13 protein-coding genes, 1 tRNA gene and 1 riboswitch are annotated in these 17,938 nt (G+C 60.8%); of the genes, 13 read left to right on the top strand and 1 reads right to left on the bottom strand.

Translation table 11 applies throughout. The features are described 5' to 3' along the window. Nucleotides 1–26 precede the first annotated feature (26 nt). On the bottom strand, nucleotides 27–1,274 hold the full coding sequence (glyA, locus tag E8M83_RS11835) for a serine hydroxymethyltransferase (protein ID WP_137173568.1): 1,248 nt from the start codon (nucleotides 1,272–1,274) through the stop codon (nucleotides 27–29). A gap of 122 nt (nucleotides 1,275–1,396) precedes the next feature. Continuing rightward, a riboswitch (ZMP/ZTP riboswitch) is annotated at nucleotides 1,397–1,516 on the bottom strand. Nucleotides 1,517–1,697: 181 nt separating this feature from the next. Here glyA and E8M83_RS11830 point away from each other — a divergent pair. The 13 genes from E8M83_RS11830 to E8M83_RS11770 all read left to right on the top strand — a co-directional run bounded on the left by E8M83_RS11830 (nucleotide 1,698) and on the right by E8M83_RS11770 (nucleotide 17,221). Continuing rightward, on the top strand, nucleotides 1,698–2,444 hold the full coding sequence (locus E8M83_RS11830) for an SDR family oxidoreductase (RefSeq protein WP_137173567.1): 747 nt from the start codon (nucleotides 1,698–1,700) through the stop codon (nucleotides 2,442–2,444). 246 nt (nucleotides 2,445–2,690) lie between these two features. Further along, nucleotides 2,691–3,095, top strand: a complete 405-nt coding sequence (gene ybgC / locus E8M83_RS11825) for a tol-pal system-associated acyl-CoA thioesterase (RefSeq protein WP_137173566.1) — start codon at nucleotides 2,691–2,693, stop codon at nucleotides 3,093–3,095. A 19-nt stretch (nucleotides 3,096–3,114) separates the two neighbouring features. Continuing rightward, entirely contained in the window at nucleotides 3,115–3,798 is a 684-nt protein-coding gene (gene tolQ / locus E8M83_RS11820) for a protein TolQ (RefSeq protein ID WP_137173565.1), read from the top strand. A 26-nt stretch (nucleotides 3,799–3,824) separates the two neighbouring features. After that, entirely contained in the window at nucleotides 3,825–4,256 is a 432-nt protein-coding gene (locus E8M83_RS11815; protein WP_137173564.1) for a biopolymer transporter ExbD, read from the top strand. A gap of 10 nt (nucleotides 4,257–4,266) precedes the next feature. Further along, nucleotides 4,267–5,238, top strand: coding sequence for a cell envelope integrity protein TolA (tolA, locus tag E8M83_RS11810; RefSeq protein ID WP_137173563.1), 972 nt, complete (start codon nucleotides 4,267–4,269; stop codon nucleotides 5,236–5,238). Nucleotides 5,239–5,269: 31 nt separating this feature from the next. Further along, nucleotides 5,270–6,541, top strand: a complete 1,272-nt coding sequence (tolB, locus tag E8M83_RS11805) for a Tol-Pal system beta propeller repeat protein TolB (protein ID WP_137173562.1) — start codon at nucleotides 5,270–5,272, stop codon at nucleotides 6,539–6,541. Nucleotides 6,542–6,576: 35 nt separating this feature from the next. After that, nucleotides 6,577–7,101, top strand: coding sequence for a peptidoglycan-associated lipoprotein Pal (pal, locus tag E8M83_RS11800; RefSeq protein WP_137173561.1), 525 nt, complete (start codon nucleotides 6,577–6,579; stop codon nucleotides 7,099–7,101). Between the two features lie 111 nt (nucleotides 7,102–7,212). Next, on the top strand, nucleotides 7,213–7,968 hold the full coding sequence (ybgF, locus tag E8M83_RS11795; RefSeq protein WP_137173560.1) for a tol-pal system protein YbgF: 756 nt from the start codon (nucleotides 7,213–7,215) through the stop codon (nucleotides 7,966–7,968). A gap of 82 nt (nucleotides 7,969–8,050) precedes the next feature. Continuing rightward, nucleotides 8,051–8,126, top strand: a tRNA-Lys gene (locus E8M83_RS11790). A 95-nt stretch (nucleotides 8,127–8,221) separates the two neighbouring features. Continuing rightward, a complete protein-coding gene (locus E8M83_RS11785) occupies nucleotides 8,222–8,479 on the top strand; it encodes a hypothetical protein (protein WP_123068712.1) in 258 nt (85 codons plus the stop codon). A gap of 590 nt (nucleotides 8,480–9,069) precedes the next feature. Further along, nucleotides 9,070–11,961: a type VI secretion system Vgr family protein gene (locus E8M83_RS11780; protein ID WP_137173559.1), complete on the top strand. Its 2,892-nt coding sequence runs from the start codon at nucleotides 9,070–9,072 to the stop codon at nucleotides 11,959–11,961. Nucleotides 11,962–11,969: 8 nt separating this feature from the next. Further along, nucleotides 11,970–16,907 (top strand): glycohydrolase toxin TNT-related protein, encoded by a 4,938-nt coding sequence (locus tag E8M83_RS11775; RefSeq protein WP_137173558.1) that lies wholly within the window; start codon nucleotides 11,970–11,972, stop codon nucleotides 16,905–16,907. Continuing rightward, entirely contained in the window at nucleotides 16,904–17,221 is a 318-nt protein-coding gene (locus E8M83_RS11770) for a hypothetical protein (RefSeq protein WP_137173557.1), read from the top strand. The genes E8M83_RS11775 and E8M83_RS11770 overlap by 4 nt, the downstream gene beginning before the upstream one ends. Nucleotides 17,222–17,938 lie beyond the last annotated feature (717 nt).

Raw genomic sequence — 17,938 nt, 5'->3', positions numbered from 1 at the left:
GAACCGGCCCGCGTACATCGCAAAGATCAGCGAGCGTAGACCGGGTACTTGTCGGTCAGCTTCTTGACTTCGCCCTTCACGCGCTCGATGGTCGCGGCGTCGTGCGGGTTGTCCAGCACGTCGGCGATCAGGTTGCCTACGGTGACCGCGTCTTCTTCCTTGAAGCCACGGGTGGTAAACGCCGGGCTACCCAGGCGGATGCCGGAGGTCACGAATGGCTTCTGCGGGTCGTTCGGGATACCGTTCTTGTTGCAGGTCATGTGAGCCTGGCCCAGGATCGCTTCCGCTTCCTTGCCGGTCAGGCCCTTGGCGCGCAGGTCGACCAGCATCACGTGCGATTCGGTACGGCCCGACACGATGCGCAGGCCGCGCGCGATCAGGGTTTCCGCCAGCGCTTTCGCGTTCTTGACGACCTGCTTCTGGTACTCCTTGAACTCCGGCGACAGCGCTTCCTTGAACGCGACGGCCTTACCGGCGATCACGTGCATCAGCGGACCGCCCTGGATGCCAGGGAAGATCGCCGAGTTGATGGCCTTTTCGTGCTCGGCCTTCATCAGGATGATGCCGCCGCGCGGGCCACGCAGCGATTTGTGGGTGGTCGAGGTCACGAAGTCGGCAAACGGCACCGGGTTCGGGTATTCGCCGGCGGCGATCAGGCCTGCGTAGTGGGCCATGTCGACCATGAAGTAGGCGCCGACGTCCTTGGCGACCTTGGCGATGCGCTCGAAATCGATGCGCAGGGCGAATGCCGATGCGCCGGCGATGATCATCTTCGGCTTGTGCTCGTGCGCCTGCTTCTCCAGCGCTTCGTAGTCGATGTCTTCTTCGGCGGTCAGGCCGTACGAGACGACGTTGAACCATTTGCCCGACATATTCAGTTGCATGCCGTGGGTCAGGTGGCCGCCTTCGGCCAGCGACATGCCCATGATGGTGTCGCCAGGCTTGAGCATGGCGAAGAACACGCCCTGGTTGGCTTGCGAGCCCGAGTTCGGCTGGACGTTGGCGGCTTCGGCGCCGAACAGTTCCTTGAGGCGGTCGATCGCCAGTTGCTCGGCGACGTCGACGTATTCGCAACCGCCGTAGTAGCGCTTGCCTGGATAGCCTTCGGCGTACTTGTTGGTCAGCTGCGAGCCCTGCGCTTCCATCACGGCCGGCGAGGTGTAGTTCTCGGAGGCGATCAGCTCGATGTGGTCTTGCTGGCGAACGTTTTCCTTCTGGATTGCATCCCACAGTTCCGGGTCGATATTGGCGAGCGTATGATCTTTGGCAAACATGTAAAACTCCAATCGATAGTATTCCAGGCAACAGGTCGTGCCGAATCGGGTGCGGGAGCCAGGGCGGGCCGTGTACGAATTGTAAACGGGCGCAGGCAGCCGCGATCCAACGCGTACCGGTTGATGGCTGCCCAGGCGAACGGCGTATGGCGTCTCACGTTCCCCGGTGGTTGCCCACCTTTGCCGCGTCGCGCATCCTGATGGTGCGCGCGCACGGTATTTCGCCAGTGTCGTGAGACGTAAGGACCCCAAATTGTACTGAACTCCCCATCGTAGGGCAAGGAAACCGCTGTGCCGGCGGCAAGCCGGACCCGAATGAGGGCGTCGCAGCGGACTCATGATCGTTTCGGCTACAATTTTACGGTTCGGCAGCGCATCTTGCCTCTCCCGCCTGCCATCCTGTCGCTTATCCAAGGAACCATCATGATCGTCTTCATCACCGGCGCATCGGCCGGCTTCGGCGCCGAAATGGCGCGTACCTTCGTTTCACACGGCCACCGCGTCGTCCTGGCGGCGCGGCGCGCCGACCGCATCGCGGAGCTGGCGGGCGAACTGGGCGACAGCGCCCTTGCCGTCACCCTGGACGTCACCAGCCGTGCCTCGATCGAGGCGGCCCTGGCCGGCCTGCCGCCCGAATGGCGGTCGATCGATGTGCTGGTCAACAATGCCGGCCTGGCCCTGAACACGGCGCCAGCCCATGAGGTGCCGCTGGAAGACTGGGAAACCATGATCGCGACCAATTGCCAGGGCCTGGTGACCATGACCCGCTCCGTGCTGCCCGATATGGTGGCGCGCGGCACCGGCCTGGTGATCAATATCGGCTCGGTGGCAGGCCACTACCCTTACCCGGGCGGCAATGTGTATGGCGCCACCAAGGCTTTCGTCGAGCAATTTACCCTGAACCTGCGCGCCGACCTCGTCGGCACCGGCGTGCGCGCGACCAATATCGCGCCAGGCTTGTGCGGCGGCACCGAATTCTCGAACGTGCGCTTCAAGGGCGACGATGCGGCCGCGGCCAAGGTCTATGAAAATACGCAGCCGCTGACCGCCAAGGACATCGCCGATACCGCCTACTGGATCGCGACCCTGCCGCCGCATGTGAACGTCAACAGCATCGAGCTGATGCCGACTTGCCAGGGCTTCTCGCCGTTCGCGGTCAAGCGCGGCTGAGATACGTGGGGCAAAAGGCAGGAGCCTCCGCCCCAGGTAGCGATAATCTGTTACCTACCAATCATTTGTGAGAAAGTGTTACAGTGATTGGTCTTTTAACTACGTTTCAAGTCTACTACTGCTCAAAAGCACGTCTTGGTGCTGTAAGCACGTAAAACTTTTCCGCTTTCAACGTACGTCAGCGTACATATTAAAGTGGAAAGTCGCGTAAAATATTTCCCGTTTTCATTAATATCGGCAGCAAAGATGCCTTCAGTATTTAACTGGCCAGTCAGGGTGTATTACGAGGATACCGACGCCGGCGGCATTGTCTTCTATGCCAACTACCTGAAGTTCTTCGAGCGGGCCCGTACCGAGTGGCTGCGCGCCCTTGGCGTGCAGCAGCAGGAACTGCTGGATACGGACCAGACCGCTTTCGTCGTCAAGAGCGTGAGCCTCGATTACCATGCGGCCGCCCGTCTCGACGATGAACTGACCATTGCCACCCGCGTGGAAAAACTGGGGCGTGCTTCAGTTCAGTTTCTCCAGGAAGCATGGCGCGGCGACGTGCTGCTCAATACGGCCAGCGTAAAAGTAGGCTGCGTCGATGTGAAAACCATGCGTCCCCGTTCCCTGCCCGATGACGTGGCTGCTAAAATGCGTGCCGCCTGAAAATCTTACCTATAAAGCCATGACCGCAACCCATGACCTTTCGTTTGTCTCGCTGATCGCCAACGCCCACGTGCTGGTGCAATTGATCATGGCCTTGCTGTTATTGCTGTCGATCGTGAGCTGGACCTATATTTTCCGCAAAATCTTTGCGATCCGCGCCGCCCGCGCGCAAACCGAGCAGTTCGAGCGCAGCTTCTGGGCCGGTGGCAACCTGCACACCCTGCACCAGAGCGCCAGCAGCCAGCGCGACCAGAGCGGCCCCCTGGCCCGCATCTTCGAAGCCGGCATGGGTGAATTCATCAAGGGCAAGCAGGCATCGCGCGAAGCCCTCGACATGAACTCGGTGCTCGACGGCGCGCGCCGCGCCATGCGCGCTTCGTTCCAGCGCGAACTCGATTCGCTCGACACCCACCTGAACTTCCTGGCCTCGGTCGGCTCGGTCTCGCCGTACATTGGCCTGCTCGGCACCGTGTGGGGCATCATGAACTCGTTCCGCGGCCTGGCCAGCGTCGAGCAAGCCACCCTGGCAGTCGTTGCGCCGGGCATCGCCGAAGCGCTGATCGCGACCGCGATCGGCCTGTTCGCCGCTATCCCTGCCGTGGTCGCGTACAACCGCTTCACCCACGACATCGATCGCCTGGCGAACCGCTTCGAGAGCTTCGTCGAAGAATTCTCGAACATCCTCCAGCGCCAGTCGCGCTGATCCGCTGACGATACCGGAGAACCAGGATGGCATTTTCCAGCAGCATGCGCGGTGGACGTCGCCGCAAGTTCAAGTCCGAGATCAACGTCGTGCCGTATATCGACGTGATGCTGGTGCTGCTCATTATTTTCATGGCAGTGCCCGCCAACGAGGCGCCCAGCGTCGTCAACCTGCCGCGCGCCGAGAAATCGGCGCTGCCGCCGGACACCTATATCCAGATTTCCATCGAACCGGGCAACAAGCTGTCGATCGGCGTGCATGGCAAGGTGAAGGTCGCCCAGGACGAAGTGGCCGACCGCTCCGCCCTGCTGCAGCGCCTGCAGGCGCTGCACGACGAGAATCCTGAGTTCCCGGTCCTGATTGCAGGCGACCGTGACAGTAAGTACGACGACGTGATCCAGCTGATTTCGGAAGCCAAGAAGATGGGCATCAACCGGGTCGGCCTGGCCACCCAGTGACGCCGACGATATGACCGCAACGAAGTCCGCCAACAACGGCACGCCCTACCACGTGCCGCCTGAACCGAAACCGCTGCCATCGTTCCTGCTGGCAGTGGCGGTGCATGCGGCGCTGCTGGCCTTCCTGGCGATCGGCGTGAGCTGGCAGAAGGTCAATCCGGTGTCGGTCGAGGCCGAGGTGTGGGATATGTCGGTGCAGACCGCCGCGGCGCCCGAGTTGCCGCCCGAACCGGCGCCGGAACCCGAGCCGGAACCGGAACCCGCGCCGGAACCGCCGCCACCGCCGCCACCGGAGCCGGTGGTGGAACGTCCTGCGCCGGCGCCGGATCCGGACATCGCGCTGCGCGAGGAAAAGAAGCGCAAGCAAGAAGAAGCGAAGAAAGCTGCTGCCGAAGAGCAAAAGCGCAAGGAAGCCGAGGAGAAGAAGCGCGAAGAGGCCGAGCAGAAGAAGCGCGACGAAGCCGAACAGAAGAAACGCGACGAGGCCGAGAAGAAGAAACTCGAGGAAGCCGAGCGCAAGAAGAATGAAGCGGCCGAGAAGAAAAAGGCCGACGCCGCTGCCGCTGAGAAGAAGAAAAAGGAAGCCGCTGCCGCCAAGGCCGAGGCCGCCAAGCTGGAGAAATTCCGTCAGGAAGAGCTCAAGCGCATGGCCGGCGCCATGGGCAGCACCGGCACCGCCGCGAAGTCCACTGGTCCGCGCAGCGATGGCGGCTACATCGCCGCGATCACGGCCGCGATCAAGAGCGCGACGGCGTACCCGGGCAACACCGACGTGGCAGGCAATCCGCGCGCCACGTTCCGGGTCGAGCAGCTGCCGACCGGCGAAATCATGTCGGTGCGCCTCGTGAAAAGCAGCGGTGTGCCAGAATTTGACAGAGCAGTGGAAAATGGTATCAAGAAAGCATCTCCGCTGCCCAAGAAGAAGGACGGGACCGTGGAGCGTACGCTTGACGTGAATTTCTCGATGAAAGACTACGATTGATTCGGTTTGAACCTGTTTTACTAGAGACACCATGAAAAAACTTCACATTTTGCTGTTCAGCGTTTCCCTCGCGATAGGGACAACAGCCAATGCGCAGATCCAGATCGAAATCGCCGGCGTCGGCAGCAACCAGATTCCGGTCGCCATCGCCGCCTTCGCCGACGAATCGGTCGCGCCCGATAAAGTCTCGGCCGTCATCCGCGCCGACCTGGAGCGCAGCGGCGTGTTCAAGGTGATCGACGCCGGCCAGGTGATCAGCGATGCAGACGTCGGCAAGGTCAACCTGGGCGCCTTCAAGGCCAGCGGCGCCGATGCGCTGGTGGTCGGCAGCGTGGCGCGCCAGCCGGACGGCCGCTTCGCCATCCGCTACAAGCTGCTCGACACGGTCAAGGGCGGCGAGATTTCGCAGCTGGGCGGCGAAGTGCAGCCCCGCTACACCCGCCTGCAGGCGCACCGCATCGCCGACGACGTCTATGAAAAGCTGACCGGCGTGCGCGGCATCTTCTCGACCCGCATCGCCTATGTGAAGGAAGACCGCGCGGCGAGCCGCTTTGCGCTGGCCGTGGCCGACGCCGACGGCGAGAACGAGATCATCGCCACCCAGGGCAAGGAACCGATCATCTCGCCGGCCTGGTCGCCGGACGGCCTGAAGGTCGCCTACGTGTCGATGGAAAACCGCAAGCCGGTGGTCTACCTGCAAGACCTGATGACCGGTCGCCGCAATGTGATCTCCAACCAGAAGGGCAACAACTCCGCGCCTTCCTGGTCGCCGGACGGCTCTACCCTGGCCGTCGCCCTGTCGCAGGACGGCAATACGGAAATCTATACCGTCAATTCGAGCGGCAGCGGCCATCGCCGCCTGACCAACAACCCCGGCATCGACACCGAGCCGCAATTCTCGGCCGACGGCCAGACCATTTACTTTACGAGCGACCGCAGCGGCGGCCCTCAGATCTACAAGATGAGCGCCTCGGGCGGCAATGCCACCCGCGTGACGTTCAATGGGAACTACAACATCAGCCCACGCGTGTCGTCCGACGGCAAGACGCTGGCCTGGATTTCGCAGCGCGGCGGCGCTTTCTCCTTATACGCGATGGACCTGGCCAGCGGCCGGGAACTTCGCCTGGCCGATGGGGCCACCGAACCGAGTTTTTCGCCTAACGGCAAGTACATCATGTACGCAACCAAGGGCGGCGGGCGTGTCTCGCTTGCAGTGGTGTCTGTGGATGGACGGGTCAAGCAACGCTTGACTACCAAAGCGGGAAACATTCGGGAGCCCAGCTGGGGTCCTTTCATGAAGTAACGAAGTAAAACCTTAACCAGAACAGGAGAAAATCCATGCGCAACTTCAAGAGTCTCGCTTTCATCGCTTCCGCTGCCGCCCTGCTGGCCGCTTGCTCGTCGCCAACCAAACTGGAAGAAACCCCAGTCGTTGAAAAGTCGCCAGAGCCAGCAGCACCAGTGGCCGACACCCGTGACATCCGCCCAGTGGAAACCGGCACCGTCGATCCGCTGAACGATCCAAAAGGCGTCCTGGCCAACCGTAGCGTCTACTTCGACTACGACAGCTTCGTGGTCCGCGCCGACGGCCAGCCAGTGGTCCAGAACCACTCGGGCTACCTGACCAAGAACACCTCGCGTAAAGTCCTGATCCAAGGCAACACCGACGAACGCGGCGGCACCGAGTACAACCTGGCCCTGGGCCAGAAGCGTGCCGAAGCCGTGCGTCGCTCGATGGCCTCGCTGGGCGTGTCGGAAGGCCAGATGGAAGCCGTCTCGCTGGGCGAAGAAAAGCCAAAAGCAACCGGCAGCAACGAAGAAGCGTGGGCTGAAAACCGCCGCGCTGACATCGTTTATCAGTAATCAATCCGGCTGGTCTAGCTGATCAGCGTTGATTGACAGGGGGCGGGACGCAGTGCAGACTGCTACCCGCCCCGTTTTATCTCAGCAACCGGTTTAGAAAGAGCAACGCTTATGATCAAACTGTCTCCGTCCCGCCTCGCCTGCCTCGTCCTGGCCCTGTGGATGCCGCTGCACGCCGTGGCCGGCCCGTTCGACGACGACGAAGCGCGCAAGGCCATCCTGGAACTGCGCACCAAGGTCGACAACATCACGCGCGACCTGACCGCGCGCATCGACGGCAAGTCGGACAAGACGGTCCAGATCGAGATGCTCAACCAGCACGAGCAGACCATGCGCGAGATCGCGCGCCTGCGCGGCCAGATCGAAGTCCTGCAGAACGAGCTGACCAAGGCCCAGGAAAGCCAGAAGCAGCTGTACGCCGACCTCGACGCGCGCATCAAGCGCTTCGAGCCGCGCCAGGAAATGATCGACGGCCAGGCCGCCGAGGTGATGCCGACCGAAAAGACCGCCTACGAGACCGCCACCGCCCTGTTCCAGTCGGGCGACTACAAGGGCGCGTCCGTCGCGCTGCAGGAATTCGTGAAACAGTATCCGCAGTCGGCCTATGCCTCGAATGCGCAATACTGGCTGGGCAACACCTATTACGCACTGGGCGATTACAAGAAGGCCATCGCGGCCCAGCAGGTCGTGACCACCACCTACGCCGACAGCGCCAAGGTGCCGGACGCGATGCTGAACATCGCCAGCAGCTACGCCCTGCTGAAGGACAACAAGAACGCGAAGAAGTCGCTGCAGACCCTGGTGTCCAAGTATCCGGACTCGAGCGCGGCGCAGACGGCGCGCGATCGCCTGGCGTCGCTGAAATAAGTCGCCGAGCTCGGCGCAATTCGGCGCGATTCGGCTCGGCAATTGACAGCTGCCTGGTCGCGCCCTATAATCTCGTTTCTTCGGGTCGTTAGCTCAGTTGGTAGAGCAGCGGACTTTTAATCCGTTGGTCGCGTGTTCGAGCCACGCACGGCCTACCAAAGATTCTCAGAAACGCCAGCCTTCGGGCTGGCGTTTTTGTTTTCAGCCCGCATATTTATTCTATTATTACCTCCCGCCCAAGGACGATCGCACCATGACTTACGAAGATTTTCTTGATGAAGTAACGACCCTGCTCACCGAGATCTACAACCTCGACGACGAAGCCGCCATCAAGCTGGTGGTGGATGCGCAGGACGCCGAGTACTTCGTTGCCCACGACGACAAGGAAGAACTGCGCACGGTCGCCCAGGCCAAGCTGGACGCCGTGGCGCTGTACGAAGCCAAGCAGAACCGCAACCAGACCCAGCGCAAGCAGCAGCAGCGCCAGGTGCAGAAGAAAAAAGCGCCCTGAGCCCGGCCTGAACAGGAGAACGTCCATGTCGATGGACTTCTCCGAGCGCATGACTGTCGATGGCATCGTCTAATCCATCGGCATCTTTGCGGTCGAGCCGCATCGCAAATCACTGTCTTCAGCACCTCGCTTCAAGCCCTGGCCCGGCTGCACCGCCTTCCGATGCTCGATACAGCGCGCATTCCAATGATCGCAGTGGCCCGTTGGTCAGCATGACGATCCGATGCGAGCGACTCGTCCATCAACACCCGCTTCAGCTTGATCGCCGGTACGCACGATACCGGCCGAATCCCACGCGAATCCCATACGGTCGATTGCCTTCGACACTCATCAGCCAACCAACGCAGCCTACATGCGGTCATGCCCGCGAAACTCAGGCATTGCGCTAGCACTTCGTGCAACGCGCCCACTTTGCAGCCTCATCGTTGAGCCTACGCAAGTTTCGTCCTTGCAAGTTAAATAATTATAGAAGCCTCCTTGGTCCCCGCATCAGCGGCAAGTTCCCGCCTGGCGACCAGGCGGATTTCACCGGACGCCACTTCGAGCATCTTGCATTCAACAATTCCCCGATCAATTGGTGAATAACGACGATGACTGCCCTGCACACACTGCCGGAAACCCACCAGAACAACCGCCTCTTGCGCTTATCGTTCCCCAAGAAGGACGGCCCTCAAGCCAGGTTGATGGTGAACCGATTCGAAGGCAAGGAGTACCTGTCGCGCGACTTCGAGTTCAAGCTGGAACTGTTGAGCGACGATGCCCGCATAGAGCTCGAGGCGATGCATGGCAAGCTGCTGTGCGTTTCGCTGGTTCAGGCGGACGGCAGCCTGCGTCCATTCACTGGTTATGTAGCTGGATTCAGGCTGGTCAAGACGGACGGCGGTCTGGCCTTCTATGAAGCCATCCTGAAGCCATGGTTGGCATACGCGCACCTGCGCCGAAATAACCGACTATTCCATGCGCAAAGCCTGTGCCAACAGACTGAAACGATCTTCGCCGGCTACGGCAGCCTGCCTGAGTGGGAGTGGAAAGTCGCTGGCGAACAACCGCAGCTCACGATGGCCGCGCAGTGGGACGAGACCGACCACAACTACCTATGCCGGCGCTGGGAAGCGGCCGGCTACAGCTATTGGTACGAGCATACCAACGAAGGTCACACGCTACAGGTCTGCAATGACACACGTTCTTCGGCGCCGATTGGCGGCGCATCGCCCTGCATTCGCTTTCAGCGTGCAGGCGGATCGGCAGAAGAAGACGCAATCGGAGAATGGAGTCCATGGCGCCGGTGGGCTTCCGGCAAAGCGGCGGTGAGCGGCTTCGACTTCAAGAGTCCGCGCCCGGTACATGCGGACCTTGTCACCGTCAACGAGCAAGGCGACGTTCCGCGGCTGGAGGTGCACAGTTACGAAGGTCATTACGGCTTCAAGCACCAGTCCGGCGCCGACCAGCTCGCACGCCTGCGGATGGAGGAAATCGAAGCCCGCGGAAAGATGGTCGAAGCGCAGGGCAACAACCGGCGGATCGCGGCGGGTCGATGGTTCAAGCTGCTCGACCATTTCAGCGAAAGCGCAGACAGCGAATTCCTGGTGCTGGAAGTGCATCACGAAGCCAGCAACAACTACCTGCAAGGAAAGGACGCGGTGTCGGAATACAAGAACCGCCTGGTCTGCCAGAGCAAGTCCCTGCCCTGGCGTCCGGGCCGCGGCTTCAACAGCACCGACACCAGGCTGCTGGCCCTGCAGACCGCCACCGTCGTCGGCCAGGAAGGCCAGGGAAGCCTGAACGTGGACCAGTACGGACGTATCCAGGTGAAGTTTCACTGGGACCGGGATGAAACCAGTAGCTGCTGGGTACGGGTAAGCAGTAACTGGGCAGGCGGCGAGAAGGGGTTGACCAGCCATCCGCGGGTTGGATCCGAAGTAATCGTGCAATGGCTCGATGGCAATCCTGACCATCCGATCGTGACTGGTTCCGTGTACAACCAGAGCTTTATGCCCCCATGGAAGCTACCCGAGCAGCGGGCACTGATGGGGCTCAGGAGCCGGGAGCTGACTGCCGAGGGCGGCAATACACCCGGCGGACGCAGCAATCACCTGGTACTGGATGACACACAGGGGAAGATCCAGGCCCAGCTCAAGAGCGACCATCTCGCCAGCCAGCTCAGCCTCGGCCATATCAACCGCCTCGAAGACAATGCGGGACGCAAGGATGCGCGCGGCCAGGGCTTCGAGCTGCGTACCGACGGCCACGGCGTGGTGCGCGCGCAGCAGGGCCTGTTGCTCAGTACCGAGGGACGGACAAATGCCCGTGCCCACATCACCGACATGGAGGAAACGGTGGCGCGCATGGCGCAGGGGAAGGAGTTGCACGACAGCCTGTCGCAGGCTGCGCAACAGGCGCAGGCGCACCAGTCGGGCGACCAGGACCAGGTCGTCGCGGCGCTGCAGGCACAGGTCGATGCCATCAAAGGCCAGGGCGGCACACCGGAGCAAGGGGAATTCCCGGAATTCCAGGCGCCTCACTTGATTCTGGCCAGCCCCGCCGGTATCGAATCCAGCACGCAGGGCTCAACCCACCTGATGAGCGTGGAGCACACTGCCCTGACCAGCGGCGGCCATGCCAGCCTGAGCGCGGGCAAGAGCCTGCTCGTCAGCGTGAAGGATGCGGTACGCATGTTTGCCTGCAAGGCTGGCATGAAACTGGTGGCAGCCGGCGCCGACATCGACATCACGGCGCTGAAGGACAGCGTCAATATCCTGGCCAAGCTCAACATCACCCATACCGCCAACCGGATCACGATCACGGCTAAGGAAGAAGTGGTGATCAATGGCGGCACCAGCTTCAGCCGCTGGAACGCGTCGGGAATCGTCCATGGCACTAGCGGCGACTGGCGCCAACATGCGTCACACCACAGCTTCGGCCCCGCCAAGAGCGAAGGAACGCCGAGCTTGCCTCAGCCCCTACAGCTCGCCCCCGGGCAGCTCGACCTGTATCACCAGTACGTGAACCCCGAAGGCGGCAAGAAGCAAGGCATCCAGCAAGGCGACTACACCGTCGTCGACGCCGAAGGTGGCATCCACCAAGGGACGCTCGATGGCAACGGCTTTGCCAGCGTATCCGGCCTGCCGATGGGAATGGCTACGGTCAGTTACGGCAAGGACCCACGCGACCCGTGGGATGAAGGCAGCTACTTCGGTGGGGGGACCGAGTGGCCGGCCGTGGCGCTGCCGGGTGCTCCCGAAGATGCGACAGCAGGGAGTCTCAACGGTGCGGCCAGCAAGCTCGGCGCGATTGCGCAAGCCGCTGAGCAAGCGGCCAGCGCGGTGCAGTCGCTGCAAAAAGGCGGCGCGCAAACACTGCTGGCGTCGGCCGGGCAGGCGGCGGTGGCCAGTATTGCAGGCAAGCTCCCTGGCGGTGCCAAGGCCCTGCATACCTACGGCGCTGAAGTACCGCCCTCGATTCCACAAAAATCAGACATGTAAGCGCCACCATGACCGAGACCACGCAGGCCCCGCCGAAGCCCGCCGCACGCGCGCCGGAAGTCGCAGTCGCCCCGCTCAACACCATCGACCAGCAAGACATCGGCGCTGGTGCTGCCGCGTTCGACAAATGGCTACGCAAGATCAGCGGCGACTACGTGACGCTGGAGCGCCTGAGCACCTTGGCCGGCAGCCTGCCCGTGATCGGCAACATCATGGCGCTGATCGACGCCATCATGGACATGGTGGGAGTAACCCAGAAATACATCGCCAAGAAGGAAGTCGATTTCCTGCAATGGGTGAGCCTTGGCATCAACCTGATCGGCGTTGTGCCGGTGCCGCCGGCGATGAGCGCAGCGCGTATGAGCTTACGGCCGGCACTGCACCTGACCCGGCAAAAGCTGGCGCTGGGCGCCAAGGATCTGGGCAGTGCGCTGATCGAGGTGCTGATCCTGCACCTCAACGCCAGGCTGGCAGGAGAAATCGAGACCTTTGTCGACAGCGCGATGGGCAAGCTGGCCGGCATCCTGGACGATTGCGCCAATACCGCCGACGGCATTGCCGACGATCTGATCAACATCCTCGAGCGCTGTATCGGCAAGGAACCACTATTCGAGTTGGCATCCCCTGCGGAAGTGGAAGATAAGTTATATGACCCCAAGATGGAAAGCAGTTGGCGCCGCATGCTTGGCGCCCTTGGCCGGCAGTACAAGAAGACCGCGAACTACGTTGCCGCAGCAGCGGCCAGCCACCTGCCGCAGAGCGCGCTGGAGGGTGTAACGAGCATCATCGGTCACCTGACGGAGTTCAAGCCGGCGTTTCGCGGCAAGCTCTCCGCCCTGGCCGACGAACAGGCGCAGATGAGCATCCAGTGGATACTGATGCGCCTGCGCGACGCGGTCATCAAGCACAAGAAGCGGCATTCGGCGCTGGTCCCATCAAGCAAGGGTGGGGACCACAAGAAGAACAATCCCGGCCACGAACTGGGCGCCGCCGGCCGGCAAAGCCCGGCCAAGGGCGACGCAAATGCCTGCAAGCTGTGTCCCGCAAAGGGCGGCACCGCGCACTCGATCAGCTTCGCCACCGGCGCTGAAACCATCACCCATACCGACTTCGTACTCGATGCGCCGCTCTCCATCACCTGGAGCCGCACCTACGGCAGCCAATTGAGCGCCTATGACCGCGGCAATCTCGGCGCGCGCTGGCTCACTCCGTACAGCACCCGCATCGACGTGGTCGGCCAACGCAAGCCCGCGGCCCTGCTCTATCACGCCGCCGACGGCCGCAGCCATCGCTACCCGTGGCTGTGCATAGGCCAGAGACATCACGATCCGGTGGAGCAGATCACGCTCACCCGCACGAGCGCCACCCTGCTCACGATCGACTTCGGCAAGCCACTGCCTGAAGGCGAACCCAGTCCCTGGCGCGAAACCTATGAGCTGGTCGACACCGTGCGCGCCAAGGCAGCCGATCTGGGCAAGGAGCATTTCCGGCTGATCGCGCTGCATTCACGCGACGGCGCCGCTCTCGGCCTGCGCTACGACCACGTCCTGGCCAAGGGTCCATACGCTGGCGAACATGTACTCAGCGACATCGTCAGCAAGCAGGGCAAGACCATCGTCGCCCATGTCGGAACCCAGATCGATATCGACAGCGGTTGCATCCGCGCTCTTTGGGAAATCCGGGACGGCAAGCTGGTGCGCCAGCTGGCCGCCTACGACTACGACGATCACGGCGATCTGATCCAAGCCCAGGATGAAAACGGCGCCGCCTGGCAGTACAAGTATGACCGCCACCTCGTCACCCGCTACACCGACCGCACCGGTCGCGGCATCAACCTCGCCTATGACACCAGCATCGACAGCGGGCTTCACGCCAAAGCGATCCGCGAGTGGGCCGACGACGGCAGCGACGATACCCGGCTCGAGTGGGACAAGAATATCCGCCTGACCTACGTCACCGATGGCCTTGGTCACGAGACACGCTACTACTACGACATCGCCGGCTACACCTATCGCATCGTGTATCCGGACGGGCTCGAAGAATGGCTCTTCCGCGACGACGCCAAGAATGTCGTCCGTCACATCCACACCGACGGCAGCAGCGAGCATCACCGTTACGATGCCCACGGCAACCTGCTCACGCATACCCGCGCCGATGGCAGCCAGGTGCACTTCGAGTATGACGCTCAGCACCGGGTCACCGGCATCCTCGATGCCGAAGGCGGCACCTGGAAGCGCGAATACAATGCCCAAGGCCACTTGGTCGAGGAAACAGACCCGCGCGGCAACAAGACCCAGTACGCGTACGACAAGGCAGGCCGTCCCGTCGAAGTCCTTGACGCCAAAGGCGGCGCCAGCAAGCTTGCCTACACCCCGGATGGCCAGCTCGCCAGCTACATCGACTGTTCCGGGCACAGCAGTCAGCGGGAATACGACGACCGCAAGCGCCTGGTCGAGAGCATCGACGCCGCTGGCAATGTCACGCGTTACCGCTACACGCCGGTCAACAGCGAAGCGCTGGCGCGCAGCGAAAGTGCCGACAGCGGCAACCATCCCGGCCAGCTCGAAGCCGTCATCCACCCCGACGGCAGCCAGGAGCAACTGCGCCACGACGCCGAAGGCCGGCTACTGACGCACACCGACCCGCTGCATCGCACCACCGCCTACCGCTACACCGCGGCAGGGCTGATCGCCAAGCGCACCGATGCCCTTGGACACAGCCTGCAGTACCGCTGGGACGCGCTCGGCCGCTTGTCCGCGCTGGAGAATGAAAACGGCAGCGTCTACCACTTCCGGTACGACCCGGTCGGCCGCCTGCTGCAGGAACAGGGTTTCGACGGCAAGACCACCGAATACCGCTACGACCAAGCCAGCGGCGTGCTGGCGGAGACCGTCGAAGCTGGCGTGACCACGCAGTTCGACTTCGATCCCATGGGCCGGCTCATGCAACGCAGGGCCGCCGCCCCCGGCCAGGCGGAACAAATCGAGACCTTCGCCTACAACGCCAACGGCCAGTTGGCCGAAGCGCAGAACGAACATGCCAGGCTGCAGTGGTTCTACGACGCCGCGGGCAATCTGGCGCGCGAGCACCAGCACTACCAGGGACCATTCCATCCCGACAAACGCACCGCGGTCTGGCGCCACCACCACGACGAACTCAACCAGCGCATCGGTACCACCCGTCCCGACGGCCACCGCATCGAATGGCTGACCTACGGCGCCGGCCACGTGCATGGTTTGCTGCTCGACGGGCAGGAGCTCGTCTCTTTCGAGCGCAACGCGCTGTACCAGGAAACCGGCCGCACCCAGGCCAATGGCCTGCTGCAAACGATGAAATACGACCCGGCCGGCCGCCTGATCGAACAGCAGCTTGGCACTATCGCGCAGGCCAGCCAGAGGGACCGGAATATATACCCGGACACGTACCGTCCCGACGTCCAGGTCGGCATGCAAGCCGCAATCCTGCGGCGCTATCGCTACGACCCATCTGGCCAGCTGACTAGCCTCGAAGACAACCGGCGCGGCCGGGTCGAATACCGCTACGACCCGGTCGGACGGCTGCTGGCGGCAAGCAGCGTACTGGGTCGCGAAACCTTCGCCTTTGACCCGGCCGGCAATATCCAGGCCGCCGATACTGCGCAGCAGGAGCCAATTACCCGTCGCACTCCGCTGCCGAAACTGCTGGACAATCTGCTCAAGGAATATGCCGGAGTCCGCTACCAGTACGACGACCGCGGCAACCTTGTGGAACGTATCCAGGACGGCCTTCGATCCAAGTATGAATGGGATGCGTTCAATCGAATGGCCCGTGCCACGACTTGGCATGGCGTCACCACTTTTGCCTATGATCCGCTGGGGCGGCGCATTGCCAAGCACAGTGGAACGATGGAGGGAACTGCGTTTAGGGTGATGACCCGAACCATTTATGGCTGGGACGGCGACACGCTGGCATTGGAAAGCAGCGTGCACCGGGGCTACGCACCGGGCGACCGGACGGTGCACTATGTGTACGAGCGCAACAGCTTCGTGCCGCTGGTGCAGGCCGCGCGAAGCGAAGCGCTTCGACTGGTGTCTACCACCGATGTCAAGGCGCTAATGGCGAGCAATGGTGGCAAGTACGACATTGCGCTCGATCCGTTATGGAGCGGCGAGTGCGAGCGGGAACCCAAGCCGTTCGGTACGGATGAAATGGCATTTTATCAGTGCGACCATCTGGGCACGCCGCAGGAATTGACCGATGATGAAGGCAAGGTTGCTTGGTCGGCACAGTACAAGGCATGGGGGCAAGCGAAGGAAGCGATCAGCGCGGCGGCGCGCAAGGCCAGGATGCAGAACCCAATACGCTTCCAAGGGCAGTACTTTGACGAAGAGACGGGACTGCATTACAACCGGCATCGGTATTACGATCCCGACACGGGGCGCTACCTCACGCAGGACCCGATTGGTCTACTTGGCGGCATCAATACTTATGCATACACTCCAAACCCTGTTGGCTGGCTAGATCCACTCGGACTATCTGGCAATTCACGAGAGAGAAGAACGTCTCGTCGTAATGCAGAAGAGAATGATCCGTGCGCTTTAGAGAGAGAGGCTGCAAAAGCATCAGGTTGGAAAAAGCCCGATGGTAATTGGTGGTATCCGCCTAATGATGGGTTCCACGGGCCATCAACTAAAGGAACGTTAGTTGTTGGGACCAAGCTTGATCGTTTTGGTGAAGAACGCGGACGATTTCTTGCACCAAATGGTGCTTCCTATGAAGGACGTGCATTACCACCAGGGACAGATAAACTAGCCCCCTATCATCAATATGAAGTTATCAAAGAAATTGCAGTGGAATCTGGTCCAGCAACACCATGGTTCAATGAGATTGGCAAAGGAATCCAGTACAAGACGGGGAAATCTGTAGAACAGTTAATCGATTTGAAATGCCTAAGGAGAGTTTTATGATCATCAATTTACCGGAATTTGACTTCGAAAGACCTGACCCGATTACAATGGCAATCGCGCCCTTGCTTAATAAAGTTCGAGAATTTCTTGACACAAAGGAAGTCAAACGGAATGGATACAGCCTCGGCAGCGAGCTCACGGCCGGATTTGGCGAGCTAGTTATCAAGGAAAAAAATGGCTTTTGGCTAGTGTACACAACAGAACGCGGGACGAATTTTGACGTGGCGATATTTTCAAACGAGTTTCATGCAGTTAACTACTTTATATTTCGGCTAACAGGTGAGACAGAAACTATCGATTGGTCGGCCATCTGATCTACCCCGGTGACGGAACGAAATATACGTCGCAGCAAAAGATCATGCTAGCATGGATAGAACTAGTTTTGATCTGGCCATAGTTCTATATTATTCCACGGGGTTATTCGAAACGGGACAAAAAATCGTGCTTACGTCATGAATGCAGACGGAAGCGTTCATTATGAAATAAACAAGCCAAGCGACTTAACCACTTCATCATTTTTCCGATGTTTATTATATTTCCGGCGAGCTATGCTTCTTCTTATCAGGATCATTGGCTGACTTTCGATTATCATAAGTAAAATTAACGGCACGATTTCCAAAATTAATCCGAGCCGATAATCGCGAAATCAGGGTCAGATCTGACTTCTGGATACAACCTCAACTGTGTCACTGAGGACCATTGCAGTGGCCGTGTCTAAATGTCAGACCTGACCCCGCCTACAATAAGTGAAATTGACGGCACGATATCCAAAATTAATCCGAGCCGATAATCGCGGAATCAGGGTCAGATCTGACTTCTGGACACAACCTCAACTGTGTCACTGAGGACCATTGCAGAGACCGTGTCTAAACGTCAGACCTGACCCCGCCTACACGTATTTCCGGCGAGCTATGTGTTCAGTATCGTGCGATCATGTTCCTCGCCGTAGCTGGCCTTTGTTCCGTGCAAAAGCTATGCTGGGCGACTTGATTGCTGGATTCAGCAGTCCCAGTATTCAATCGCACCCGGAG

This window comes from Massilia sp. HP4 (assembly GCF_005222695.1).
GTDB lineage: Bacteria > Pseudomonadota > Gammaproteobacteria > Burkholderiales > Burkholderiaceae_D > Telluria.
The sequence above is the reverse complement of the archived record's forward strand: the minus strand, read 5'-3'. Positions and strand labels throughout refer to the sequence as shown.